This is a genomic window from Leisingera sp. S132, assembly GCF_025144465.1.
Lineage (GTDB): Bacteria > Pseudomonadota > Alphaproteobacteria > Rhodobacterales > Rhodobacteraceae > Leisingera.
In genome coordinates, this window is record NZ_CP083553.1 from 2,483,737 (window position 1) to 2,507,963 (window position 24,227).

24 protein-coding genes are annotated in these 24,227 nt (G+C 65.3%); 10 read left to right on the forward strand and 14 right to left on the reverse strand.

The window, feature by feature from the left end; genetic code table 11:
• Positions 1–131 precede the first annotated feature (131 nt).
• Positions 132–785 carry an aminotransferase class IV family protein gene (locus K3725_RS12330; RefSeq protein WP_260015621.1) on the reverse strand — a complete coding sequence of 218 codons (654 nt, stop codon included), beginning with the start codon at positions 783–785 and terminating at the stop codon, positions 132–134.
• Positions 728–1,933 carry an aminodeoxychorismate synthase component I gene (locus K3725_RS12335; RefSeq protein WP_260015622.1) on the reverse strand — a complete coding sequence of 402 codons (1,206 nt, stop codon included), beginning with the start codon at positions 1,931–1,933 and terminating at the stop codon, positions 728–730. Before K3725_RS12335 ends, K3725_RS12330 begins: the two co-directional genes overlap by 58 nt.
• Positions 1,934–2,132: 199 nt before the next feature.
• On the opposite strand from K3725_RS12335, the gene carB reads away from it, so the two are divergent.
• Entirely contained in the window at positions 2,133–5,489 is a 3,357-nt protein-coding gene (carB, locus tag K3725_RS12340; RefSeq protein WP_260015623.1) for a carbamoyl-phosphate synthase large subunit, read from the forward strand.
• Between the two features lie 186 nt (positions 5,490–5,675).
• Here carB and K3725_RS12345 read toward each other — a convergent pair whose 3' ends face one another.
• From K3725_RS12345 to K3725_RS12355, 3 genes are all read right to left on the reverse strand, one after another.
• Positions 5,676–6,395, reverse strand: a complete 720-nt coding sequence (locus K3725_RS12345; protein ID WP_260015624.1) for a serine protease — start codon at positions 6,393–6,395, stop codon at positions 5,676–5,678.
• A 499-nt stretch (positions 6,396–6,894) separates the two neighbouring features.
• Positions 6,895–7,623 carry an arsenical resistance protein ArsH gene (gene arsH / locus K3725_RS12350; RefSeq protein ID WP_311202203.1) on the reverse strand — a complete coding sequence of 243 codons (729 nt, stop codon included), beginning with the start codon at positions 7,621–7,623 and terminating at the stop codon, positions 6,895–6,897.
• Entirely contained in the window at positions 7,616–8,080 is a 465-nt protein-coding gene (locus K3725_RS12355) for a hypothetical protein (protein ID WP_260015625.1), read from the reverse strand. Before K3725_RS12355 ends, arsH begins: the two co-directional genes overlap by 8 nt.
• 372 nt (positions 8,081–8,452) lie before the next feature.
• On the opposite strand from K3725_RS12355, the gene K3725_RS12360 reads away from it, so the two are divergent.
• Positions 8,453–9,058, forward strand: coding sequence for a thymidine kinase (locus K3725_RS12360; RefSeq protein WP_260015626.1), 606 nt, complete (start codon positions 8,453–8,455; stop codon positions 9,056–9,058).
• Positions 9,059–9,095: 37 nt separating this feature from the next.
• On the opposite strand, the gene K3725_RS12365 is transcribed toward K3725_RS12360, so the two are convergent.
• The 5 genes from K3725_RS12365 to K3725_RS12385 form a co-directional block, all read right to left on the reverse strand.
• Positions 9,096–10,049 carry a D-glycerate dehydrogenase gene (locus tag K3725_RS12365; RefSeq protein WP_260015627.1) on the reverse strand — a complete coding sequence of 318 codons (954 nt, stop codon included), beginning with the start codon at positions 10,047–10,049 and terminating at the stop codon, positions 9,096–9,098.
• A gap of 1 nt (position 10,050) precedes the next feature.
• Positions 10,051–10,389 carry a tRNA-binding protein gene (locus K3725_RS12370; RefSeq protein WP_260015628.1) on the reverse strand — a complete coding sequence of 113 codons (339 nt, stop codon included), beginning with the start codon at positions 10,387–10,389 and terminating at the stop codon, positions 10,051–10,053.
• Complete coding sequence (proC, locus tag K3725_RS12375) at positions 10,382–11,197, reverse strand: pyrroline-5-carboxylate reductase (RefSeq protein ID WP_260015629.1); 816 nt, start codon at positions 11,195–11,197, stop codon at positions 10,382–10,384. The genes K3725_RS12370 and proC overlap by 8 nt, the downstream gene beginning before the upstream one ends.
• Positions 11,198–11,236: 39 nt before the next feature.
• Positions 11,237–11,737 carry a YbjN domain-containing protein gene (locus K3725_RS12380; RefSeq protein WP_260015630.1) on the reverse strand — a complete coding sequence of 167 codons (501 nt, stop codon included), beginning with the start codon at positions 11,735–11,737 and terminating at the stop codon, positions 11,237–11,239.
• Positions 11,738–12,022: 285 nt separating this feature from the next.
• On the reverse strand, positions 12,023–13,099 hold the full coding sequence (locus K3725_RS12385; RefSeq protein WP_260015631.1) for a DUF2652 domain-containing protein: 1,077 nt from the start codon (positions 13,097–13,099) through the stop codon (positions 12,023–12,025).
• 220 nt (positions 13,100–13,319) lie between these two features.
• Between K3725_RS12385 and K3725_RS12390 the strand changes: the two genes are divergently transcribed.
• Positions 13,320–13,475, forward strand: coding sequence for a hypothetical protein (locus K3725_RS12390; RefSeq protein WP_260015632.1), 156 nt, complete (start codon positions 13,320–13,322; stop codon positions 13,473–13,475).
• Between the two features lie 107 nt (positions 13,476–13,582).
• On the opposite strand, the gene K3725_RS12395 is transcribed toward K3725_RS12390, so the two are convergent.
• Both K3725_RS12395 and K3725_RS12400 read right to left on the reverse strand, forming a co-directional pair.
• Positions 13,583–14,134, reverse strand: a complete 552-nt coding sequence (locus K3725_RS12395) for a 2OG-Fe(II) oxygenase (RefSeq protein ID WP_260015633.1) — start codon at positions 14,132–14,134, stop codon at positions 13,583–13,585.
• A 265-nt stretch (positions 14,135–14,399) separates the two neighbouring features.
• Positions 14,400–14,645, reverse strand: coding sequence for an accessory factor UbiK family protein (locus tag K3725_RS12400; protein ID WP_065270086.1), 246 nt, complete (start codon positions 14,643–14,645; stop codon positions 14,400–14,402).
• 97 nt (positions 14,646–14,742) lie between these two features.
• Between K3725_RS12400 and lgt the strand changes: the two genes are divergently transcribed.
• From lgt to K3725_RS12420, 4 genes are all read left to right on the forward strand, one after another.
• On the forward strand, positions 14,743–15,642 hold the full coding sequence (gene lgt / locus K3725_RS12405) for a prolipoprotein diacylglyceryl transferase (protein WP_260015634.1): 900 nt from the start codon (positions 14,743–14,745) through the stop codon (positions 15,640–15,642).
• Positions 15,639–16,706: a class I SAM-dependent methyltransferase gene (locus tag K3725_RS12410; RefSeq protein ID WP_260015635.1), complete on the forward strand. Its 1,068-nt coding sequence runs from the start codon at positions 15,639–15,641 to the stop codon at positions 16,704–16,706. Before lgt ends, K3725_RS12410 begins: the two co-directional genes overlap by 4 nt.
• Before the next feature lie 9 nt (positions 16,707–16,715).
• A complete protein-coding gene (gene pgeF / locus K3725_RS12415) occupies positions 16,716–17,471 on the forward strand; it encodes a peptidoglycan editing factor PgeF (protein WP_260015636.1) in 756 nt (251 codons plus the stop codon).
• A gap of 699 nt (positions 17,472–18,170) precedes the next feature.
• Positions 18,171–18,953 (forward strand): Hint domain-containing protein, encoded by a 783-nt coding sequence (locus K3725_RS12420; protein ID WP_260015637.1) that lies wholly within the window; start codon positions 18,171–18,173, stop codon positions 18,951–18,953.
• Between the two features lie 87 nt (positions 18,954–19,040).
• Here the strand turns inward: K3725_RS12420 and K3725_RS12425 are convergent, their stop codons facing one another.
• Entirely contained in the window at positions 19,041–19,541 is a 501-nt protein-coding gene (locus K3725_RS12425; protein ID WP_174146456.1) for an Lrp/AsnC family transcriptional regulator, read from the reverse strand.
• 242 nt (positions 19,542–19,783) lie between these two features.
• Here K3725_RS12425 and trxB point away from each other — a divergent pair, with 242 nt between their 5' ends.
• Together trxB and K3725_RS12435 are read left to right on the forward strand one after the other, a co-directional pair.
• On the forward strand, positions 19,784–20,725 hold the full coding sequence (trxB, locus tag K3725_RS12430) for a thioredoxin-disulfide reductase (protein ID WP_260015638.1): 942 nt from the start codon (positions 19,784–19,786) through the stop codon (positions 20,723–20,725).
• Between the two features lie 5 nt (positions 20,726–20,730).
• Positions 20,731–21,063 carry a hypothetical protein gene (locus K3725_RS12435; RefSeq protein WP_260015639.1) on the forward strand — a complete coding sequence of 111 codons (333 nt, stop codon included), beginning with the start codon at positions 20,731–20,733 and terminating at the stop codon, positions 21,061–21,063.
• Between the two features lie 40 nt (positions 21,064–21,103).
• Here the strand turns inward: K3725_RS12435 and K3725_RS12440 are convergent, their stop codons facing one another.
• Positions 21,104–22,390: a caspase family protein gene (locus tag K3725_RS12440; protein ID WP_260015640.1), complete on the reverse strand. Its 1,287-nt coding sequence runs from the start codon at positions 22,388–22,390 to the stop codon at positions 21,104–21,106.
• A 133-nt stretch (positions 22,391–22,523) separates the two neighbouring features.
• Here K3725_RS12440 and K3725_RS12445 point away from each other — a divergent pair, with 133 nt between their 5' ends.
• Positions 22,524–24,203: an adenylate/guanylate cyclase domain-containing protein gene (locus K3725_RS12445; RefSeq protein ID WP_260015641.1), complete on the forward strand. Its 1,680-nt coding sequence runs from the start codon at positions 22,524–22,526 to the stop codon at positions 24,201–24,203.
• Positions 24,204–24,227 lie beyond the last annotated feature (24 nt).

A 24,227-nucleotide genomic window follows, 5' to 3' on the forward strand; every position in this document is an offset into this window, starting at 1 on the left:
CAGCAGGCGTTGGGCCAGGCGCCGCGCCTGCGGCGCGGCGCGCAGCGCACCCCAGGGTGCGCTGCCGGGCCCAAAGGGCAACGGCCCGCTGGCGCCAGCCGGCGGTCCTTTTGTCCGCGGGAGCGCGCCCGTTACACCAGCCGTGCCGGGATCAGCCCGCGCAGGGAGTTGCCCATATGGATGGCTCTTGCGCCTTTCAGGTCCTCAATATGCAGCACAGCCTCCTGGCAGCCCCCCCACTCCAGCACCACCTGCCGCAAGATCCCCGGCAGCAGGCCACAGCTGAGCGGCGGCGTCACCATCCGGCCATCCGCACGGGTCACAAAGAGAGTGGTGATGGTGCCCTCACAGACTTCGCCGCGCTGGTTGAGGAACAGCAGCTCATCCACGCCTTCCGGCAGCGCGGCCCGCGCAGTGTCATAGAGCGCGCGGCGGGTGGTCTTGTGCTGCAGCCACATGTCGTCCGCTTCCAGCCGGGTCTCCGCGACCCCCAGCCGCCATTCAGAAGGCGTGCCGCCCAGCGGAGCCGTGGTCAGCGCCAATTGGCCAGCCGCATCCAGCGTCAGGCGGCAGCGCAGCGGCGCTTCGCCGGCGGCCTCAGCCAGAACCGCCTGCACTTCATCAGGATCAAAGGGAATGCCAAAGGCCGCCGCGCTGCGCCCCATCCGCGCCAGATGCGGCTGCAGGTGCCGGAACCCCTGCCCCGGATACCAGCCCAGCGTCTCGATCAGGCGGAAAGCGGGATCGTTCTGGATGGCGTCACGCGGGCGAACCGGGCTTTCCATAGCGCTTCCTCATACTCCGATTCCGCGGTGCTGTCCCAGACCACGCCGCCGCCCACGTTGAGCGTTGCGCGGCCCTCTTCCAGCATCAGGGTGCGGATCGCCACGTTGAACTCGGACGCGCCATCCGGCGCTGCCCAGCCGATGGTGCCGCAATAGATGTCGCGCGCCCAGGGTTCCAGTTCCGCCAGGATCTCCATCGACCGGATCTTAGGCGCGCCGGTAATGGACCCGCAGGGGAAAAGTGCAGCAAAGATTTCTGCCAGACCCGCATCAGACCGCAGTTTCGCCCGCACCAGCGACACCATCTGATGCACCGTGGCGTAGCTCTCGACCGCAAACAGCTCCGGCACATGCACCGAGCCTGTTTGCGCCACGCGGCTGATGTCATTGCGCAGGAGGTCGACGATCATCAGGTTTTCGGCGCGGTTCTTCTCGTCCTGGCGCAGGAAGTCGCGGCGGCGGGCGTCCTCGACCGGATCGTCGCTGCGCGGCTGGGTGCCTTTCATCGGACGGGTCTCGATGACGCCCTCCGCGTCGGTGCGGAAGAACAGCTCCGGCGAGCGCGACAGCAGGTCCGGCAGACCGTCCTGTTCGACCAGAACGCCATGGCCCACAGCCTGCTTGGCCTGCAAGGCGGCATAGAGTTCCTCGGCAGTGCCATAGGCGTCCGCATCAATCGGGAAGGTCAGGTTGGCCTGATAGATGTCGCCCTTGCCGATATTGCGGTTCACCTCAGTGAAGGCCTCGGTGTAACGGTCGTAAGACCAGCGCGGGGTAACATTCTCCAATCCTGCATCGCACGGCGGCACGCCGGGCAGCGCCCGTCCCCCCCCCCGGGCGGGCGCTTCGCTTTCCGCCCGCGGACGGGCACAGCCCTCTGTGTCAGATTGCTTTGGCTCCCCATAAACCCCGAAGCAGATCAGCGGCAGCCGACGTTCTTCAGGCATCAGCCCCGCCAGTTTCGGCTCCAGCGCATAGCCCAGCTCGTAAGACGCATAACCCGCCAGCCAAAGCCCGGCGCCCCGCGCCGCATCCAGCGCCGCCAGTGCGGCAGGCACCTCTTCCGGCCCGTCCGCGCGGATCATGCGCAGCGGCTGGTCAAAGCATGTGCCAGCCCCCTTGGGGCCCCGGTCAAAGCGAATCCGCACTGAAAAAATCTCCGCGAGTTTCTTGCCCCCACATATATCTGTTCGCTATGCGAACAAAAGGGGTGGATGCGGCATTTCCAATTCCGTTTCCGATACCCCTTGAACCTTTCTGCGCGGTCCCTATAACGCAGGACAATTTGGGCGCACGCCAGCGTCCGTGATTCAAAGCTGCCCGCGCGTCAACCAAAGGAATATGGCCATGCCTAAAAGAACCGACATCCAGTCGATCATGATCATCGGAGCCGGTCCGATCGTCATCGGGCAGGCCTGCGAGTTTGACTACTCCGGCGCCCAGGCCTGCAAGGCGCTGCGCGAAGAGGGCTACCGGGTCATCCTGGTAAACTCCAACCCCGCCACCATCATGACCGACCCGGGCCTGGCGGATGCCACCTATATCGAGCCGATCACGCCCGAGGTTGTCGCCAAGATCATCGAGAAAGAGCGCCCCGACGCGCTGCTGCCCACCATGGGCGGCCAGACCGGCCTCAACACCTCGCTGGCGCTGGAAGAAATGGGCGTGCTGGAGAAATTCGGCGTTGAGATGATTGGCGCCAAGCGCGACGCCATCGAAATGGCCGAAGACCGCAAGCTGTTCCGCGAAGCGATGGACCGCCTGGGCATCGAAAACCCCAAGGCCACCATCGTCACCGCGCCCAAGCGCGAAAACGGCACCGCCGACCTGGACGAAGGTGTCCGCATCGCGCTGGACGCGCTGGACGAGATCGGCCTGCCCGCGATCATCCGCCCGGCCTTTACACTCGGCGGCACCGGCGGCGGCGTCGCCTATAACCGCGATGACTACATCCACTTCTGCCGCTCCGGCATGGATGCCTCGCCGGTGAACCAGATCCTGGTCGATGAAAGCCTGCTGGGCTGGAAAGAGTATGAGATGGAAGTGGTCCGCGACAAGGCGGACAACGCGATCATCGTCTGCTCCATCGAAAACGTCGACCCGATGGGCGTGCACACCGGCGACTCGATCACCGTGGCGCCGGCGCTGACGCTGACCGACAAAGAATACCAGATCATGCGCACCCACTCGATCAACGTGCTGCGTGAGATCGGCGTGGAAACCGGCGGCTCCAACGTGCAATGGGCCGTGAACCCCGCCGACGGCCGCATGGTGGTGATCGAAATGAACCCGCGGGTTTCGCGCTCCTCGGCGCTGGCCTCCAAGGCGACCGGCTTCCCGATTGCCAAGATCGCGGCCAAGCTGGCGGTGGGCTACACCCTGGACGAGCTGGACAACGACATCACCAAGGTGACGCCCGCGTCGTTTGAGCCGACCATCGATTATGTCGTAACCAAGATCCCGAAATTCGCCTTTGAGAAATTCCCCGGCTCCGAACCCTACCTGACCACCGCGATGAAGTCTGTGGGTGAGGCGATGGCCATCGGCCGCACCATCCATGAGAGCTTGCAAAAGGCGCTGGCCTCGATGGAATCGGGCCTCACCGGCTTTGATGAAGTGATGATCGACGGCGTTGGCGCCGGTGCGTGGGAGCCCGCAGGCGACACCGCCGCGGTGATCAAGGCGATCGGCAAGCAGACCCCCGACCGGATGCGCACCATTGCCCAGGCTATGCGTCATGGACTGTCTGACGACGAGATCCACGCCGTCACCAAATTCGACCCCTGGTTCCTGGCCCGCATCCGCGAGATCGTCCAGGCCGAGGCGGAAATCCGCACCGGCGGCCTGCCGTCCGACGCCGCGGGCCTGCGCGCGCTCAAGATGCTGGGTTTCACCGATGCGCGCCTGGCCAATCTGACCGGCCAAAAAGAAGCCGACGTCCGCAAGGCCCGCCGCGCCGCTGGCGTCAACGCCGTGTTCAAGCGGATCGACACCTGCGCCGCCGAGTTTGAGGCGCAGACGCCCTATATGTACTCGACCTACGAGGCCCCGGCCTTTGGCGATGTGGAATGCGAGGCGCGCCCATCGGACCAGAAGAAAGTCGTCATCCTTGGCGGCGGCCCCAACCGGATCGGCCAGGGCATCGAGTTCGACTACTGCTGCTGCCACGCCTGCTTTGCGCTGACCGGCGCGGGTTATGAAACCATCATGATCAACTGCAACCCGGAAACCGTGTCGACCGACTATGACACGTCGGACCGGCTGTATTTCGAACCCCTGACGTTCGAGCATGTGATGGAAATCCTGCGGGTCGAGCAGGACAACGGCACCCTGCACGGCGTCATCGTGCAGTTCGGCGGCCAGACCCCGCTGAAACTGGCCAACGCGCTGGAGGCTGAGGGCATCCCGATCCTGGGCACCTCGCCCGACGCCATCGACCTGGCCGAGGACCGCGAGCGTTTCCAGGCACTGGTCAACCAGCTGGGCCTGAAGCAGCCGAAGAACGGCATCGCCTCCACCGACGAGCAAGCGCTGGAAATCGCAGGCGAAATCGGCTTCCCGCTGGTGATCCGCCCGTCCTATGTTCTGGGCGGCCGGGCGATGGAAATCGTCCGCGACATGGACCAGCTCAAGCGCTACATCGCCGAGGCCGTTGTCGTTTCCGGCGACAGCCCGGTGCTGCTGGACAGCTACCTGGCCGGCGCGGTCGAACTGGACGTGGATGCGCTGTGTGACGGCAAGGACGTGCACGTCACCGGCATCATGCAGCACATCGAGGAAGCCGGTGTGCACTCCGGCGACAGTGCCTGCTCGCTGCCGCCCTACTCGCTTGAGAAGGACATGATCGAGCAGATCAAGGTCCAGACCAACGCCCTGGCGCTGGCTCTGAACGTGGTCGGCCTGATGAACGTGCAGTTTGCGATCAAGGACGATGAGATCTACCTGATCGAGGTGAACCCGCGCGCCTCGCGCACCGTGCCGTTTGTGGCCAAGGCCACCGACAGCGCCATCGCCTCTATCGCCGCCCGCGTGATGGCCGGCGAGCCGCTGACGAACTTCCCGATGCGCCCGCCTTATGAGCCGGATGCAGGCTATGACGTCAACACCCCGATGGCCGACCCGATGACCCTGGCCGATCCGGACATGCCCTGGTTCTCGGTCAAGGAAGCGGTGCTGCCGTTTGCCCGTTTCCCGGGCGTCGACACCATCCTTGGTCCGGAAATGCGCTCCACCGGCGAAGTCATGGGCTGGGACCGCTCCTTTGCCCGCGCCTTCCTCAAGGCGCAGATGGGCGCTGGCATGGTGCTGCCGTCCAAGGGCCGCGCCTTCATCTCGATCAAGGATGCCGACAAGGGCCAGCTGATGCTGGAGGCCGCGCAGATCCTGATCGAGCAGGGCTTTACCCTGGTCGCCACCCGCGGCACCCAGAACTGGCTGGAAGGCCAGAACGTGGCCTGCGAGCTGGTGAACAAGGTCTATGAGGGCCGCCCGCATGTGGTGGACATGCTGAAGGACGGCGACGTCCAGCTGCTGATGAACACCACCGAAGGCGCCCAGGCCGTCGAGGACAGCAAGGAAATGCGCTCCGTCGCGCTTTATGACAAGATCCCCTACTTCACCACCGCGGCCGGCTCCAACGCCGCCGCGCGTGCGATCAAGGCCCAGGCCGAAGGGGATGTCGAGGTAAAATCTCTGCAGGGGTAATCCCCGCAGCGATGCCCTGCGCGACACGGATCAGAACGAAAAAAGCCCCGGGATATCCCGGGGCTTTTTGCTTTGCGCTGCAGCCCTGACGCCGGGAATGGAAACAGCCCCGGGGGAACCAAGCGGGGCTGTTTCGCATTCTGATGCCGCGCGCTGGCAGCAACAGTATCTGTGTGCGGGCCCGCCTCACCCAGCCTCGCGCATCAGCACCTGCAGTTCACGTCCCAACGGGGCAGCCAGCGACACGCCGCGGCCGCTCATCCGCGCCTTGGAGGAAATCACCGATACCAGCTGCGGCAGCCGCCCCGGGCGGGTTTGCAGTACCGGCGAGCCGGAGGCGCCGAAATCGACCCGGCAAGTGGTGATGACCGACGTCTGGCGCGCCGCGATCACCTGGCAGGCGCTTTGCAGCCGGGGCGAGGTGGCGTTGCTGTGGGAATAGGACATCACATCCACCTGCGCGCCCTTCTGCGGCGCTGCGGCCAGCGACAGCGGGCGGATGACATCGCCGCTGATGGCCCGGTCCAGGCGCAGCACGGCAATGTCGGTTCCGGTCTGGAACTGGCTGGTCTGGCCATGGCGGTAGCCGGGGTGGATTACTGCCTTGGCCACCTTGCGCGCTGCCGTGGACTGGCGGCCGTTGAGTCCCGCCTCAAACTTGATGCTGCGCGGGTTCACGCGGCGGCCATGGCGGACGTCAAACAGGCAATGGGCGGCGGTCAGCACCAGATCCGGCGCAATCAGCGTCGCGGTGCACATGGCCCTGCCGCCGATGTTCAGCCGGCCCACGGCCTGCCAGCCCGGAACCGTCTGCACTGCGGCCCCCTGCCCATCTGCGGCGGCGCTGCCTGCGCTGCAGACGGTGGCGATGGCTACGGCGGCGGCAATTCCAAGCAGTCGTTTCATGTCACTCACTCCATGTTCCCACATCTCCAATGTCGGTGAGCTGTGCGGCTGGAATGGGGCCTGCTGCGGTGCCGCGCAGGCAGAAAGATGTGCAGAATAAGACAGGGTTAACAGTGCCTTAATAGGCGGGTATTTTGCCGCTGCCTCAGCGCGTAAACGCCTTATTTACTTAACGGGCGTGATCAAATTTCGGAAAAACCCCTGAAAAAGACGCGAAAATCCGATCTGTTTCGTTAGGAGGAAAATCCGCGGTTTTCGCTGTTTTTACGCCTTTTCCTCCACCGCTGGTAACACCGCAGCCCAATTGCGGCGCAAACAAGCCTTAACAACCCGCTAATGCGCGGCCTCTGTGCCTGCCCAATTGCTTAACCGCCAGCCACACCTATGGGATGAGCATGGAGGCAAGCGGCTCTCCCGTCTTTCCAGGCATGATCCGGAAACAAAGAAGCCCCGGCACCGCCGGGGCTCTGTCAGCTTGATGTCAGGCAAACCCGCCCGCCTATTTCTGCGAGACCCGCCTGTGCACCTCTTCCGCGCTCTCCACCCGCTCAGAGTAGCGGTCCACCAGATACGCCTTGCGGCCGCGCACCAGCCAGGTGAATTTGACCAGCTCTTCCATCACATCCACCAGGCGGCGGTAGAACGGGCCGTCGGGCAGGCGCTCGCCCTCTTCGAACTCCAGCCAGGCCTTGGGGATCGAGCTTTGGTTCGGGATTGTCAGCATCCGCATCCAGCGGCCCAGGATGCGCATCTGGTTCACGGCATTGAAGCTTTGCGACCCGCCCGACACCTGCATCACCGCCAGCGTCTTGCCTTGGGTGGTGCGGATGCCGCCCTGCAGGGACAGCGGCAGCCAGTCGATCTGCAGCTTCATGATGCCGGTCATCGCGCCGTGGCGCTCCGGGCTGGACCAGACCATGCCCTCGGACCAGACCGCCAGCTCGCGCAGCTCCGCCACCTTGGGATGCTCCGCCGCGCCCGCATCATCCGGCAGCGGCAGGCCGGACGGGTCGAATATCCGCGTCTCGCAGCCCAGGGCGCGAAGCACCCGCGCCGCCTCTTCCGCGGCCTTGCGGGAATAGCTCACCGCACGCAGGCTGCCGTACAGCAGCAGGATGCGCGGCGGGTGGCGCGGATCACCGGGTGCGGCCAGCAAGTCCACGTCAGCCGGATGCAGCTGATCCGCCGCTATTCCGGGCAGATCGCTCAGGTCAGGGCTGTCAGGCACTTTCTTCTTCCAGGTGCAGCTTCATGTCCAAGAGCACCTGCTGCAGCAGCACGGTTTCGCGCAACAGGCGTTTTGCCTCGTTGACGGTGATGATGCCGTCTTCCATCGCAGACTGGTATTCGCACATCAGCTGGGCAAACCGCTGGCTGAGGGCGATCACATCGGAATTGACGCCGCCGCTGCGGCCGGTTTCCTCAGCACTGCCGTTGCCGTTGTAGGACAGCGTGATGTTTTTCAGATCCGCCAGCGCCGAGGTCACATGCGGATAGGAGGCCGCGCTTTCCAGCTTGGCCACAGCATCCACCGGCATGAACCGGTCGGCATGTTCGGCATTGTCCGAATAATACCGGCCCAATGTGGCCTTGGATTTGCCGGTGATCTGGCAGGCAGCTTCAATGCCCACATCCTTGACCAGCGCCTCGGTGTGCTTTTTCAGATACGTCCCGATTTCCGCCATAAATTTCCTGCCTGGCTTGACCCGCCGTGCCCCCATGGGGAACGAACCAGTTAATTTCCCATATCCGAGTTGTAGAGGAATTGCGATACCTTATCCATCCCTCAGGTTTTCAGGGATTTAGCAAGTGACATGGTGCAATTGGCATCTGTTGTCCAGTGCAAAGCAGGATGGGTGAGTGACGTCCTGCCTTTCAGGGTAATTGGTCTGCCCGGAACTTGTGCTCTCCGGGGCAAATGGCGTTGGCCGCCAAAAGGGGTTTTGTTCCACCCTGGCCGCGCCTGCCCCGGGGGGCCTTCCGGCGCCCCGGCTGGGCCGCCCTGCCCTCCAAGAATCCGGTTTCCCCGGCGCCCCCTTGCAGGTAAACCCGCCGCCATGGCCAAGCTCTATTTCAACTATTCCACCATGAACGCGGGCAAGTCGACGGTGCTGCTGCAGGCGTCGCACAACTACCGTGAAAACCACATGGAGACCTACCTGCTGACCGCCCGTCTGGACGACCGGGCCGGCACCGGCAGGATCGCCTCGCGCATCGGCATCGGCGAGGAGGCGGACATGTTCTCTGCCGGCGACGACCTCTATGCCCGTATCGAGGCGCGCCTGGCCCAAGGCCCGGTTGCCGCGATTTTTGTCGATGAGGCGCAGTTCCTGGAACCGGAACAGGTCTGGCAGCTGGCCCGCGTGGTCGATGACCTGCGGGTGCCGGTCCTGGCCTACGGGCTGCGGGTGGATTTTCAGGGCAAACTCTTTCCCGGCTCTGCCACCCTCCTGGCGCTGGCCGATGAGATGCGCGAGGTGCGCACCATCTGCCATTGCGGCAAGAAGGCCACGATGGTGGTGCGCCAGGACGATCAGGGCCAGGTTCTGACCGAGGGCGACCAGGTGCAGATCGGCGGCAATGAAACCTATGTCTCGCTCTGCCGCCGCCACTGGCGCGAGGCGGTGGGCGATACCCCCAAAGACAGAACAGCCGCCCCGTAGGGCGGCTGCATCATTCCGGCTGCCCGTCCGGCTTGGCTCAGACCCGGTTCGGCAGCGCCGCGCCGGCCAGATAGGCGGCGACATTGTCCAGCGCCATATGGCCCATGTTGCTGCGCACCTCCTCGGTCGCGGTGCCCAGATGCGGCAGCAGGGTAGCGTTGTCCAGATCAATCAGCGCCTGCGGCACCTTGGGCTCGAACTCATAGACGTCCAGACCCGCGCCGCCGATACGGCGGTTTTGCAGCGCCTCGATCAGCGCCGCCTCCTCCACCACTTCGCCGCGGGCGATGTTGATCAGATGCGCATGGGACTGCATGGCGTTCAGCACACCGGCGTTGATCATATGCGTGGTCTCAGGCCCGCCCGGCACCGCCACCACCAGGAAATCCACCTCGCCCGCCATGGCAATCAGGCTTTCGGCGCGGTCCGCGGGGAAGTCCAGATCCTTGGGGGAGCGCGCCACATAGGACACGTCCATGCCGAACCCGAAATGGCAGCGCCGCGCAATCGCCTGGCCGATGCGGCCCATGCCGGCGATGCCGACGCGCTTGCCGGTGGCGTGCAGGCCCAGCATCTGGGTCGGGTGCCAGCCCTCCCAATCGCCCTTGCGCAGCATCCGCTCGCCCTCAGAGGCGCGGCGCGCCGACATCAGGATCAGCGTCATCGCGATATCGGCGGTGGCATCGGTCACCGCGCCCGGCGTATTGGTCACCTCGACACCCGCCGCCCGCGCAGCCTCGACGTCGATATGGTTGTAGCCAACGCCGAAGTTGGCCAGCAGCTTGCAGCGCGGTGTGCCCGCCTTGGCAAAGATCTCCGCCGTGAACCTGTCGCCCAGCGTCGGCACCACGATGTCGAAGTCGCGCAGTGCACGCAGCATCTCCGCCTCGCTCATCACCGCGTTGGTCTCGCGGATTTCCAGATCAGCAAAGGCCTCCCGCGCCCGTGCCGTGACCGCTGCCGTCATCGGCCGCGCAATCCAGATTTTCATTTCAGTGCATCCTCCCGCCCAGCGGGACCTGTCCATCGGGACCCGCCAGGAATATCTCTCCGTTTTCATCCGGCAGGCCCAGCACCAGGATCTCTGACAGGAACTTGCCGATCTGCCGCGGCGGGAAGTTTACGACGGCCAGAACCTGCTTGCCCACCAGCGTTTCCGGCATGTAATGCGCCGTAATCTGCGCTGAGCTCTTTTTTACGCCAAGATCCGGCCCGAAATCGACCCAGAGCTTGATTGCCGGCTTGCGCGCCTCGGGAAACGGCTCCGCACGGACCACTTCGCCGACGCGGATGTCGACCTTCATGAAGTCGTCGAAATTGATCTCAGCCACGCGACAGCTCCTTGGAGCGGTTGGTGGCCGCTGCCACCGCGCGGTTCAGCAGTGCCGGGAAGCCGTCGTCATCATCCATCAGCACCTCCAAAGCGGCCTGGGTGGTGCCATTGGGGCTGGTCACATTGACGCGCAGCTGGCTGGGGCTTTCCTCTGCCGCCTCTGCCAGCGCGCCGGCGCCAGCGACGGTTGCCTTGGCCAGCTGCATCGCCAGCTCTGCTGGCAGCCCCTGCGCCTCGCCCGCAACGGCCAGCGTCTCGATCAGGTGAAAGACGTAGGCGGGACCGGAGCCGCTGACGCCGGTGACCGCATCCATCTGGCCCTCGTTTTCCAGCCGCACCACCTGCCCCACGGCCTTGAGCAGCCCCTCGGCGCGGTCCAGATCCGCATCGCCTGCATGGGTATTGCCGATGATCGCGGTAATGCCCCGGCCCACGGCGGCCGGCGTGTTCGGCATCGCGCGGACAATGGGCGACTGCGCGCCCAGAACATCCTCAAAGGTTGCGATCGAGGTGCCTGCCGCCACCGAGATGAACAGGGTGGAGCCATTGCCGTAGCTTTGGAGCGTTGGCAGCGCCTCGCCCATCATCTGCGGCTTCACGGCAATCAGGACGATTCCCGGCGCTGCGGGCAGTTCTGCGTTGATACGGACGCCGGTGCCCTTCAGCCAGTCCGACGGGTTCGGATCGATCACCCAGACCGAGGATGCGGGCAATCCGCCCTCCAGCCATCCGGCCAGCATCGCCGATCCCATCTTGCCGCAGCCCAGCAGCACCAGGCCGCGTGCAGCAATATCCTGCATATCCATCTTTAGCCCCTCCCCTCGAATTCAGGTTCAGGGCAAGGTTTACGCCCGGCCGTAGGCCTCTGCAATGGCGACCTGCATCGCCTCCTGCGGGCTGCGCTGTCCCCAAACCGCCAGCTGGATCGCCGGATAGTAGCGTTCCGCATTGGCGACGGCTGCATTCAGCATCGCGTCGATCTGCTGCGGGCTTGCCATCTGGCCGCCGGACAGCATCAGCCCGTACCGGAACAGCATCAGCTTGTGGTCAGCCCAATAGGTGAAGGAGCCCTCCCAGCACTGATCGTTCATGCTGTTGATCAGCTCATACAGCCGCGGCAGCTCCGCCTCCGGCGGCTCCATCTCAAAGCTGCAGACCAGCCGCAGGCATTCCTCATAGCCCGACCAGGCCAGGGTCAGCGAATAGGTGCGCCACTGCCCTTCCACCGACATCGCGATCTGATCGTCCCCGACCCTGTCGAAGTCCCAGTCGTGGTGCGACGCCAAGGTCTCGACAATGTCGATCGGATGGACGTCTTCTTCCAGGTGAAGCTCGGATAGTGCCATGATGCCACCTCTCTCTTTTGCCTAGCACACCAGGGCCCATAGGCGCCCTATAGCTAGGTTTTTGTGCTACGGGCCGGGGAGGCATCCCCGCTCCCATACTAGATATGGTGGAGCTGAAAAGGTGATCTGGCAACCCTTTATTTAGGGGATAACTGCAATAACTTGTGGATGAACAATCCACAGCCCCCTAAATGCCGGCTGCGCGACTATGACGCCACCAGCCGCTGAGGTAAACCCCGGACAGCCGCGTGAACCCGGTCATTTGTATGCTGTGAAGGCCTGCGCTCAGGACAGCCGCGACACCTGCAGATCCATCGCGTCAAAGGACACCGGCCAGAATTCCGACAGGAATCCGGCCCCCTCCTGCTCGGAAGCCTCAGAGCGGTTGCCCGCGCGGTCATAGGCCCGGCCCATAGTATAGCGCAGCGCGGTCCCGTCACCGTCCGGCGTCAGGTGGTAAGTCTCAGGCAGCTCAACGCCCTCCCGTGCGGGGTCCTTGATCCGGGTCGAGAAATAGTCAAACGGCTGCCAGTCCGTGATCCTGTAGACAAACTCCGCCAGCGAATGGGCACAGTGATAGACCGATCCCGGCCCCAGGCGGCCCTGCGGGTTATCCATGTCAATGGCGCTGACGCTGTCCATCCACCGCAGCTTGAACTCCGGCGCGGTCAGCGCTTCCCAGATCAGCTGCGGCGCTGCGTCGAACCGGCGCCGGTAGGTCCAGACCCCATCGGCCTCCTCCAGGAAATCCCGCTCCTGCCCGGCACGGAAGTGCTCCCAGGCGCGGGCCAGGTCATAGACCTGCATGGAGACATCGCCGAAATGCTCGATGGCCTGCGCATAGGGCTGCATCGCCGCCTGCAGCTGCATCTCCTCTACCGCCGCATCGCTGAACAGCGCATAGCTGCGCACGCCGGTTTCCGCCGCGGCCTCTGTCTTGGTCATCCGGTGCACCAGGATCACGTCAGCCCCGGACAGATCCTTGACCGGCCCCACCTGCATCTCCTCAAAGGCGCCGTAGTGGACGATTACCTTCAGGTCCAGCCCGCCCGCATTGGCGCAGGCGCGGCAGGGGCATGTGGTATTGGCCACGATATCCTGCCGCCGTCCGGCAAAGGCATTGTACAGGTTCTCGCAAAACGTCAGCAGCAGATCGCCGGAGACCAGCTCAGCCCGGGATGAATAGGCCAGCACCGCGTCGCCTTCCAGCTTCCAGAAGTGCAGCGGTTCGCCAACCTGCTCTGCCACCGCCTGCAGCAGCGACTGCAGGATGGGATTGGCATGGTCCAGCTCCGAAGAGGTCAGAAACTGGGTGTACCCGGAAATATCCGCAATCAGCATATAGCCGTTTTGTGCCGCCATCGTCTCTGTCCCCCGCCTAACACACCCGGGCGCCGCCAAAGCAGCCCGGGACCAGTATAGCAGAACATATCGGACATGGCGCATGGGTGGCCGCCCCGTCCGCCAAAGACCGCAGGTCAAGGAGGGCAGTATTAATATGCATTTACAATGCCTATTATTTCACCTAAAGATTCTGAACAAGCACTGCGAATACCTATTAAACCCGCAAAGGAGCACGCCCATGACCCTCTCCGAAGCCTTCCTCTGGCCCGGAACCAAAGTCTGTGAACGCCTGGGGGTCGACCCGGAGGGCGAGGCCGGGCTGATCCGCTGGATGGTCAATACCCTGGTCTACCTGATCCTCAGCCTGACCGGCGTCTGGATCTTCGCCGTTTGACCGCAGGCCGGGCGCAGCCCCGGCTTCCCCGCAGCCGTCCCGGGCTTCTGTGCCATGTCCGGCGTCCGGATCTGCCCGCTTGCCGCCGCAGCAGGCGGGCAGTGCCTTCAGCGGAAGGCCGGACCGTGCGCCCAGACGGTCAGCGACTTGCGCTCGCCGCGGGTGACCGGCGTCACCTGATGCAGCAGGAAGCTGGGGAACACCGTAGCGCTGCCCTGCACCCGGCTGGCGGCCACCACATGGGCGCCGGGCATGATCTCCAGATCACCGCCGTCATAGGATCCGGGCTTGCTCAGCTGCACCACCAGGCTCAGCTTGCGCTTGCCTGCCACCGGACCGTCGCCAATGTCGGAGTGCCAGGCGAAATGGCCGCCGTCCCTGGCCTTGTAGCTGGCCGCCTGCGGGCTTTCAGCAAACTCGCGCAGGTCAAAGCCGAACCGCTCCTTGTTGGCGCGCCGCACCACAGAGATCAGCCGGTCCATCACCCAGCTGGTCCCCGGCACATCATCCAGCCACACCACACTGCCCCGGCGCAGGTTGTGATCGCGGGTCTGACCCACCAGCAGCGCCTCGCTGTCCGGCGCCTCCTCTGATTTGCGGATGATCTCCGCGCATTCCTGCGTGCTGAACGCCCCCGGCACCGTAAAGACAGACACCATGCTGTGATCCCTCTGATGAAGCTGAGGCAGCATGTACCGCGGGGCCCGCAAACTGCTGCGCAGTTTTCGACCCCGCGGACGGAAAGCGACCTGTTTCCATCCACGGGCCCGCAGGGCAGCCATGCGCGCAGTGCAGAGGTTTCCAGCCGGGCGGGCAGCCTGCACCGCCCGGGACCTCCAAGGCACAAAAAAGCCCGCCGCAGACCGCTCTGCCGCAGGCTCTCATTCGCCGCAGGGCAGTCAGCCTGCCCGCCAGCGCTTGGTCTTACTTCTGCGCCGCCTCCAGCGCGTCCAGACGGGCCTTCAGCGCCTCGTTCTCCTCGCGCGCTTTCTGGGCCATTGCGCGCACTGCGTCGAATTCCTCGCGGGTGACGAAATCGCGGTCGGCCAGCCAGCGGTCGATCATGCCCTTCAGCGCGGTGTCCGCCTCATCCTTGGCGCCCTGGGCCACGCCCATCGCATTGGTCATCAGCTGCGAAATATCGTCCAGGATCTTGTTGCGGGTCTGCATGTTCTTCTCCGTCTCGGGGTTGCCTCCTATATGGGGAAGCACGCGCGCGGCTGCAAGCCGTTGACTTCTCCCAAGGACCAAAGGCATTCAGTCGCACATGCAGGCCATGATCCCCTTCCCCGACCTCTCGCCCGAGATCTTCTCGATCGCCATCGGCAGTTTCGAATTTGCCCTGCGCTGGTACGCGCTGGCCTATATCGCGGGCATTGTCATCGCCTGGCGCCTGGCCGTTGCCGCGCTGCGCCGCCCCGCCCTTTGGCCCGCAAACCAGCCGCCGATGAAACCGGAACAGGTGGAGGATCTGCTGACCTGGATCATCCTCGGCGTGATCCTCGGCGGACGGCTCGGCTTCGTGCTGTTCTACCAGCCCGACTATTATCTGGCGAACCCTGCGGAAATCCTGAAAATCTGGCAGGGCGGCATGGCCTTTCACGGCGGCCTCATTGGTGTGATCGCCGCCTCTTGGATCTACGCCGCGCGCCACGGCATTCCGCGCCTGCAGATGGCCGATCTGGTGGCCCATACCGTGGCGCCGGGCCTGCTGCTGGGCCGTCTCAGCAATTTCATCAACGCCGAGCTTTGGGGCCGCCCGACCGATCTGCCCTGGGGCGTCGCCTTCCCTGGCCAGGCAGCACAGGACTGCGGCCAGGCGTTGGGCGAACTCTGCGCCCGCCACCCCTCGCAGCTGTACGAGGCGCTGATGGAGGGGCTGATCCTTGGCGCCCTGCTGCTGCACCTCGCCTGGCGCCGCAATGCGTTCCACACCCCCGGCCGGCTCCTGGGCGTGTTCCTGGCGGGCTATGGCCTCGCCCGCTTCATTGTCGAGTTCTTCCGCCAGCCGGATGCCCAGTTCGTCACCCCCGGCAACCCGCTGGGTCTGGCCTGGCAGATTGACGGCATCGGCCTCACCCAAGGCCAGGCGCTGTCGCTGCCGATGATCGCCATCGGCCTCTGGTTCCTGCTCCGCGCCCGCCAAGCGGCCCGGAGCACGGCATGAGCCTGAGGGACCACCTGACTGCCCGCATCCGCGCAGACGGCCCGATCTCTGTGGCCGAGTATATGGCCGACTGCCTGCTGCACCCGCAGTTCGGTTATTACACCACCCGAGACCCGCTGGGCGCCAAGGGGGATTTCACCACCGCACCGGAGATCAGCCAGATGTTCGGGGAGCTGCTGGGCCTTTCCCTTGCCCAGGCCTGGCTCGACCAGGGATCGCCCGATCCTTTCACCCTGGCGGAACTCGGCCCCGGCCGCGGCACCCTGATGGCCGACCTCCTGCGCGCCACCCGCGGCGTGCCGGGCTTTCACGCCGCCATGCAGATCCACCTGGTGGAAGCCTCCCCCGCCCTGCGCGGCGTTCAGGCCAGCACGCTGGAGGGCTATGCGCCCGTATGGATGGACAGCGTAGAGGCCCTGCCGGACCAGCCGCTGCTCCTCGCCGCCAATGAATTCTTCGACGCCCTGCCCGTGCGCCAGTTCCTCCGCGCAGGCGACGGCTGGAGCGAGAAACGCATCGGCCTGCAGGAGGGCGCGCTGGCCTTCGGCCTCAGCCCCGCCGCGCCGCAGCCCGCGCTGGCCCACCGCCTGGCGGACACAAGCGACGGCGATCTGGTCGAGATCTGCGAGGCCGCCGCCCCCGTTATCCAGGCCATCGCCGCCCGAATCGCGGCCCATGGCGGCGCCGCGCTGATCGTGGACTACGGCGACTGGCGGGCACTGGGAGACACGCTGCAGGCCTTGCGCGCGCATGAACCCGCCGATCCGCTGCAAGCGCCGGGCGAGGCCGATCTGACCGCGCATGTGGACTTCGAGGCGCTGGCGCTGGCCGCAAAAACCGCCGGTTGCGCCTTTACCCGCCTCACGCCGCAGGGGGTGTTCCTGGAACGGCTCGGCATCACGGACCGCGCCCGCGCTCTCGCCGCTCCCCTCCAGGGGGACGGTCTGGAAACCCTGATCGCGGCACATCGGCGGTTGACGCACCCCGGCGAAATGGGAAACCTGTTCAAAGTGCTCGGCCTCTATCCTTCGCAGGCCGCCCCTCCGCCAGGATTGAACCCATGATGGCTAACCATGACGCTTGAAATTCTCACGTCCGATCTGCTTGGCCCGGTGCGGCACGGGTTCTTCACCCGCAAGGGCGGCGCCTCTTCAGGTATCTACAGCGGCCTGAACTGCGGCCTCGGCTCCACCGACCAGCGCGAGGCCGTGCAGATCAACCGCAACCGCGTCGCCGCCGCGATGGAGGTGCCGCCGGACCACCTCAGCGCCGTGCATCAGGTGCACAGCGCCGATGTTCAGGTGGTGACGGAACCCACGCAAGACCGCCCGCGGGCAGACGCGATGGTCACCAATGTGCCGGGCATTGCGCTCTCGATCCTGACCGCCGACTGCCAGCCGGTGCTGTTCCACGACCCCAAGGCCGGCGTCATCGGCGCCGCCCATGCTGGCTGGCGCGGCACCCTGGACGGGGTGCTGGAGGCCACCTTGGACGCGATGGAAGGCCTCGGCGCCAGCCGCGGCAACACCGCTGCCGTGATCGGCCCGACAATCTCCCAGCGCGCCTATGAGGTCGGCCCGGAGTTCTTTGACGACTTCATGGGGCAGGACGATGCCTATGCCCGTTTCTTCGCCAACGGCGAAGGCGACCGCTACCTGTTCGATCTGCCCGGCCTTGGCCTCCACAAGCTGCGTCAGGCCGGTATCGGCGCCGCGGAATGGAGCCGCCACTGCACCTATTCCGATGCCGGGAAATTCTACTCCTTCCGCCGTGCAACCCACGCGAAAGAGGCCGACTACGGACGCCTGATCTCCTGCATCCGGCTTTAAGCTTCCAGCAACCACTCCAATTATGGCGGATTTTAATAAAATCCGCCGTATTCGCTGTTTCCGTTGCGGAAACCCTCCCAGACGCCTTTGTATTTTCGAATAAATTCAACCGCATACCGAAATGCCTTGTCGCGCGGCGCAGCGGCAGGTCCTCTTGCAGCGGGACTTAAAATGCCCTTTGCGGGCCATATTCAGGGCGCAAAGGCTGCCCATAAACAGGTCAGACCAGACAAAACTGCAGCCGCCCGAAACGACGGGCGGACCTGCCGGGCGAAGGACAGACTGACCATGAAAATGAACACGCGCTTCATTGCCTCGATCATCCGCTCCGCCAGGAGCGGCGCCGCTCCCCTGCCCTGGGGATCCCTCCGTTTCAGCAACGGCCAGGCGCCTCATCAGGGATCAGTACGCAAACTGGGTTAACGCCGGGGACGGATGCCCCTGCGGCGGCCACCCCTGGCGCATCTGCGCCAGCCCGGCCAGCCGCCAAGGGGGCATCCAACCGGCCTGGTCCTGCACACCGCTGGCGCTGCGTCAGCACCCGGCAGGATTTAACAAGTGCATTAACCAGTTTGCTTCAGATTTTTTGACAATTTGAGCTAAATCCGGGCAAGCTGGTGTCATAAATTGTTCAAGCACGTCTGTGTTGCCGGTGGGGGCCGATGCAAGCGGGCAGTTTGAAAGGAAAGGTCTGCTGTCATGACCATCCCCCAGTCGCTGCACAGGGCTGCAGCCAATGCCGTCGAGGCCACTGCGATCCTGCAGGACCCCGCCGCACTTCGCAGCACCATCAAGCCGCAGCTGCGCCGCTACGAGGTCAGCTGCCTGCTGCCCGGCGGCGGCATCTCGGAAACCCGTCACATCGCCCCGGCCCTGCCGCTGTTCGAGGACGCCTTCTGCGCCTTCACCCGCGGCTCGCTGGTGGAAACCGCCCAAGGCCCGATTGCGGTCGAGGATCTGCTGCCCGGCGACGAGATCCTGACCTTCGGCGGCGGCAGCCAGCCGCTGGTCTGGATCGGCCGCACCAGCGTGCTGCCCGGGCGCTCCGGCAGCCGCGGCCGCAGCTGCACCCTGACCAGCTTCATGGCCGACAGCCTGGGCCTGCAGAAACCCTCTGCCAGCCTGGTGTCCGGCCCTGCCGCACGCCTCCTGCGCACGCCGCCGCATTTGCAAGGCGCGGGCGACGAGCAGCTGCTGACGCTGGCTTCCGAATTTCAGGACGGCATGAGCATCTTTGAAACCGCACCGCCGGCGCCAGTGGATCTTTACCACCTCTGCCTGCCGCGCCACGCGGTGATCACCGTCGGCGGCCTGGCCTTTGAAACCTACCACCCGGGCCCGGACGCGCTGAAGCTGGCCAGCTATGCGATCAAGACGCTGTTCCTGAATCTCTTTGCCCATACCGACAGCATCCAGGGCTTCGGACCGCTGGCGCACCCAAGGGCCGACAGCATCAGCCAGCCGGGACTTGCGATGCTGTGAACCGGGAGCGGCGGGTATCAGGCCCGCCCTCTATCCGGCACGGCCTTTGTCCGGCCCGCCTTCTGACCAGGCCGCCCTTGCCGCGCCTCAGGCCTCGCGCGCCAGCCGCTCTTCCAGCACCTCAAACGGCACGCCCGGCTCATCCTTGGCGCCGCGGATCACCAGCGATGTCTTCACGCTGGCCACATTCGGGGTGGTCAGCAGATCGCCGGTCAGGAAGCTCTGGAAGGTGCTGAGGTCCGGCGACACGCATTTCAGGATGAAATCCACCTCGCCGTTCAGCATGTGGCACTCGCGCACTAGGGGCCAGCTGCGGCATTTCTCCTCAAAGGCGCTCAGCTCCGCCTCAGCCTGGCTCTCCAGCCCCACCATGGCAAAGACCTGCACCTCAAAGCCCAGCTCGCGGGCATTCACATCCGCGTGGTAGCCGTGAATCAGCCCGGCCTCCTCCAGCGCCCGCACCCGCCGCAAACACGGCGGCGCCGAAATCCCGACCCGCTTGGCCAGCTCCACATTGGTCATCCGCCCATCGGCCTGAAGCTCCGACAAAATCTTGCGATCAATCGGATCAAGACGGGTTGTGACCATGCCGGAAACTCCTGTGAGATTTGCGTTTCTTATAGCACCGCCGCCAGGCTGCGCAATATTGTTTCATCGCCGCGCAATATTCTGTGTGCCGCAAAGGCGCAAGACGCAATGCGCAAACCTGCGGCAAATTTGTATCCCGCCGCATGCCAAGCCTTGGGGGTTTAAGAGCGCGCACCCTGCCGCTATATGCATTGCCTGACGGCGGCACGCCCGCCAGGCTGCATTACGTGGGGAACACACATATGAGCGAGACGCGCCACACCAAGGTTCTGATCATCGGCTCCGGGCCTGCCGGCTATACCGCGGGGGTCTATGCCGCCCGCGCCATGCTGGAGCCGATCCTGGTCCAGGGGATCGAACCCGGCGGCCAGCTGACCACCACCACCGAAGTCGAGAACTACCCCGGCTTCACCGAGGTACAGGGCCCCGATCTGATGATCAAGATGCAGGAGCACGCGGCGGCGATGGGCACCGAGATCATCGGCGACTACATCACCTCGCTCGACACCTCCGTGCGCCCCTTCGTAGCCAAGGCCGACAGCGGCACCACCTTCACCGCCGACGCGGTGATCCTGGCCACCGGCGCCCGCGCCAAATGGCTGGGCCTGCCGTCGGAAGAGAAATTCAAGGGCTTTGGCGTCTCCGCCTGCGCCACCTGCGACGGCTTCTTCTACCGCGGCCAGGAGATCGTGGTGATCGGCGGCGGCAACACCGCCGTCGAAGAAGCGCTGTTTCTCACCAACTTCGCCTCCAAGGTGACCCTGATCCACCGCCGCGACGAACTGCGCGCCGAGAAGATCCTGCAGGACCGCCTGATGAAGAACGAGAAGATCGAGACCCTGTGGTTCCACACCCTGGAAGAGGTCGTCGGCACCGAAAACCCGCTGGGGGTCGAAGGCGTCGTGGTCAAGAACGTGCAGAGCGGCGAACTGAAGGAAATTCCCTGCAAGGGCGTCTTTGTCGCCATCGGCCACGCGCCGGCCAACGAGCTGGTCAAGGACGTGCTGGAGCTGCATAACGGCGGCTATGTGCAAGTCAAGCCCGGCTCCACCGAGACCTCGATCCCCGGCATCTTTGCCGCGGGCGACCTCACCGACCACAAGTACCGCCAGGCGGTCACTTCGGCCGGCATGGGCTGCATGGCGGCGCTCGACGCCGAACGCTTCCTGGCGGAACAGGAGTAACAGGGATGCCGCATGATTTCGCCGCGCAACGGGCCGGAACCGTTGCGGCATTCAACGATCTGCAGGCCGAACACGGCCTGCCGGAGGTGGCGGACGTGGATTATGTCTTCGTCCCCGCCCGCGACGGCGCCGACTGGCGCCCGCTGGCAGAGGAGCTGAGCCGCGAGGGCTATGCCTGCCAGTTCTTCGAGGCAGAGGGCGATGACCCCGCCTGTCTGACCGCCACCCTGCCCGATCAGATCATCTCTGCCACCGGCATCTGGATCGGCGAGGAAGTCGCCACCCGCGCCGCCCTTTCCCACGGGTTTGCACCGGACGGCTGGGGGCTGGAGGGCTGACCCCGCTTTTGCGGCGGGCACCAGCTCCGCGCCCGGAAACCTAGCGGCACCCCAGCAGCTGTTCCTGTGCCTTCAGCCGGCTGACCTCATCACGCTCCGCTGCGCTCAGCGGCACCTCTCCTGCGCGCACGCCGGGAATGCAGCCCGCATTGGAAAACGCCGCCTGCCCGCGTGCGCTTTGAAAACAATAGCCGCGGCGGGCAAAGATCGAATTGCGCTGAAACCACAGGGCGTCGCACTGGTTCTGCGCAACAGGCGCAGCGGCGCTGGCGGCGGCATCCTTGCGGATCCAGTTGGAATGCGCCCAGCCTTCCAGCCCGGTTTCGGTCCGCACCTGCAGCCAGCGCCCGCGTTGTGCCAGCACCGCCAGCCGCGTGCCCTCCACCATCTTGGCCAGCCGCCGCGCACCGGATGTGGTGCCGTCCCGCAAGGCAAGGAACCCGTCCCCATTCGGGTCCAGTCCAGCGACCCGGTAGCCGAACTGCTGCGCGCGCGGCTGGATCTGCCCGGACGGCACCGCCTGAACGGCGGCAGCAGGGTCGCCAGCCGGATCTGGCGCGGCCTGCCCGCGCGCCGCCAGATAGACCTCGTCAATCAGCGACGAGTTCTCCCACGGCACCTGGCTGCCGCCGGTTTCCGCCACCACATCAGCCCGCACCCGCCGCATCATCGCGTGCAGGTCCTCATTGCGCGGCAGATGCCGCAGCAGCGCCGCCGTGAAGGGGCTGTTGCGGCCGCTGCCGTCCAGCGCCACATTGCCCGGCTGGGTGGAAAACGCGATGTAGGAGCCGACGCCCGCATCCACCCGCGCCAGCCCCCGCGCCGCGCCGCCGAGGCTGCGCGCCGCCATCCGCGACTGGAACGGGTTGTTGCGGCAGGCATCCAGCACGATGATGTTGCGCCCGGCGCGCAGCTCCATCTCGCGCAGGATCGCCTGCAGGCTTACCGAGGCGGACTTCAGCTCCGGCTCATCCGATCCTGCAACATCAACCGGCAGCACGAAATTCTCTGCCCCCAGCTGCACACCGTGGCCCGAGTAATAGAACAGCGCGGTGTCGTCCTGCTGCAGCTGGCCAGTGACCTGCTGAGCAAGGCGCAGCGTATCCCGGCGGCTCAGGTTGTAGCCGTCATGCACCTCGAACCCGATGCTGCGCAGCGCCGCGGCGATATCGCGTGCGTCCCGCTCCGCGTTGGGCAGGAAGGAGGCGTTTTCATAATCCGAATTCCCCAGCACCAAGGCGATCCGCCGCCCGGCCTCTGCCAGCGGCGCAGACCACAGCAGCGCCAGCACACCCAGCAGCGCAGCCTTCAGAAAATTCAACACCATATTAATCCCCGTTAAACCAATGCCCGGCCACCGTGGCACAGGCCCAAGGGCGCAATCAACCCAGCCTCTGGCTTGACCGCCCCGCCCGCCGCGGCCAGTTTGGCAGCAGAACAGGCAAGCGGAAGGGCAGACCGTGGCAAGCGCACTCTGGCAAGGCAACTGGATCACCCGCGCCCGGATCATCACCGGGCTGGTACTGCTCACCTTTGCCTTCTTCCATTTCCTCAACATCGGCCTCGGGCTGATCTCACCCGAATGGATGGATGAGTTTCAGGACGCCCGCCAGGTGATCACCCGCAGCCTGCTGGGCAGCCTGATCCTCGGCACCTCGCTGATCCTGCACGCCGGGCTGGCATTGTGGAACCTGGCCCGCCGCCGCAGCCTGCGGATGCGCTGGGGCGAGGCGCTGCAGACCGTGCTTGGCCTCTTGATCCCGCTGCAGCTAATCGCCCACATCGTCTTTACCCGCTACTCGCACGAGGTCTACGGCACCAATGACGAGATGCCCTATCAGATCATCCTGATGTGGGCCTCGCCCGAGATCTGGCAGCAGAGCCTTTTGCTGCTGGCAGTCTGGATCCACGGCTGCATGGGGCTGCACTACTGGCTGCGGCTCACCCGCTGGTGGCGCCCGCTGATCCCCTGGATGGCCGGCATCGCCGTGTTCATCCCCGCCTTTGCCTTTGCCGGCCTGCTGACAGAGGGCCGCCGCATCTATGATCTGTTTGTCGAAGGCACCGAGCGCGCCGCGCTGATGGCGGACTTCAACTGGCCCAGCCAGCAGGCCTTTGCCGAGATGTTTGCAACCGAAAGCCGGTGGCTAATGATCTTCTTTGCGCTGCTCGGTCTTGCTGCCGCATCCTACCTTCTGCGCAAGCTCATCCGCCGCCGCCGGGCGGTCACCATCCGCTATGCCTTCGGCCCCGAAATCCGGGCAGAGCGCGGCATGACCCTGCTGGAGATGTCGCGCGCGGGCGGTGTCCAGCACACCTCGCTTTGCGGCGGCAAGGGGCGCTGCACCACCTGCCGCGTGGTGCTGGATGAGGGCGGCGAGCATCTGCCGCCGCCCGAGCCGCCCGAGGCCCGCAGCCTGGAACGCGTCAAGGCCCCCGCCAACATGCGGCTGGCCTGCCAGATCCGCCCGCAGGCGCCGCTGACCGTCACCCGCCTGTTCCGCCCCGACGGCCGCCGCGGCCGCGCCCATGCCAGCCAGGGCAGCGAGCAGCAGCTGGCGGTGCTGTTCCTCGACATGCGCGGCTTCACCGCCCGCACCGCAGGCCAGCTGCCCTATGACGTGGTGTTCCTGCTGAACCGCTTCTTTGACGCCATCGTGCCTGCCATCACAAATGCGGGCGGCACAGTGGACAAATACCTCGGCGACGGGCTGCTGGCACTGTTTGAGGCCGCAACCCCTGCCCGTTCCGCCGCTGCCGCGCTGGAGGCCGCCGCCGCCATCGGCAGCGCGCTGCAGGACTTCAACGCGCAACTGGCCGCTGACGGCGAACCGGAGGTCCGCATCGGCATCGGCATTCACCTGGGCGATCTGGTGCTGGGCGAGATCGGCAGCGCCGCCCATGCCCCGCGCACCATCATCGGCGGCAGCGTCAACACCGCCAGCCGGCTGGAGGCCAAGACCAAGGACCTGGGCGTGGAGCTGCTGATCTCTGCCCAGGTGCTGGAAGCCGCAGGCTATGATTCGGCCCATCTGGCGCTTGAAACCTTCCAGCTGCGCGGCGTGTCCCTGCCGCTGGACGCCCTGCCCGTGCCCCATGCCGCCGCCCTGCCGCGTACCCTGGCCGGAGAACAGCGTTAGGCCCGGGGGCCCCGGCGCAAAACA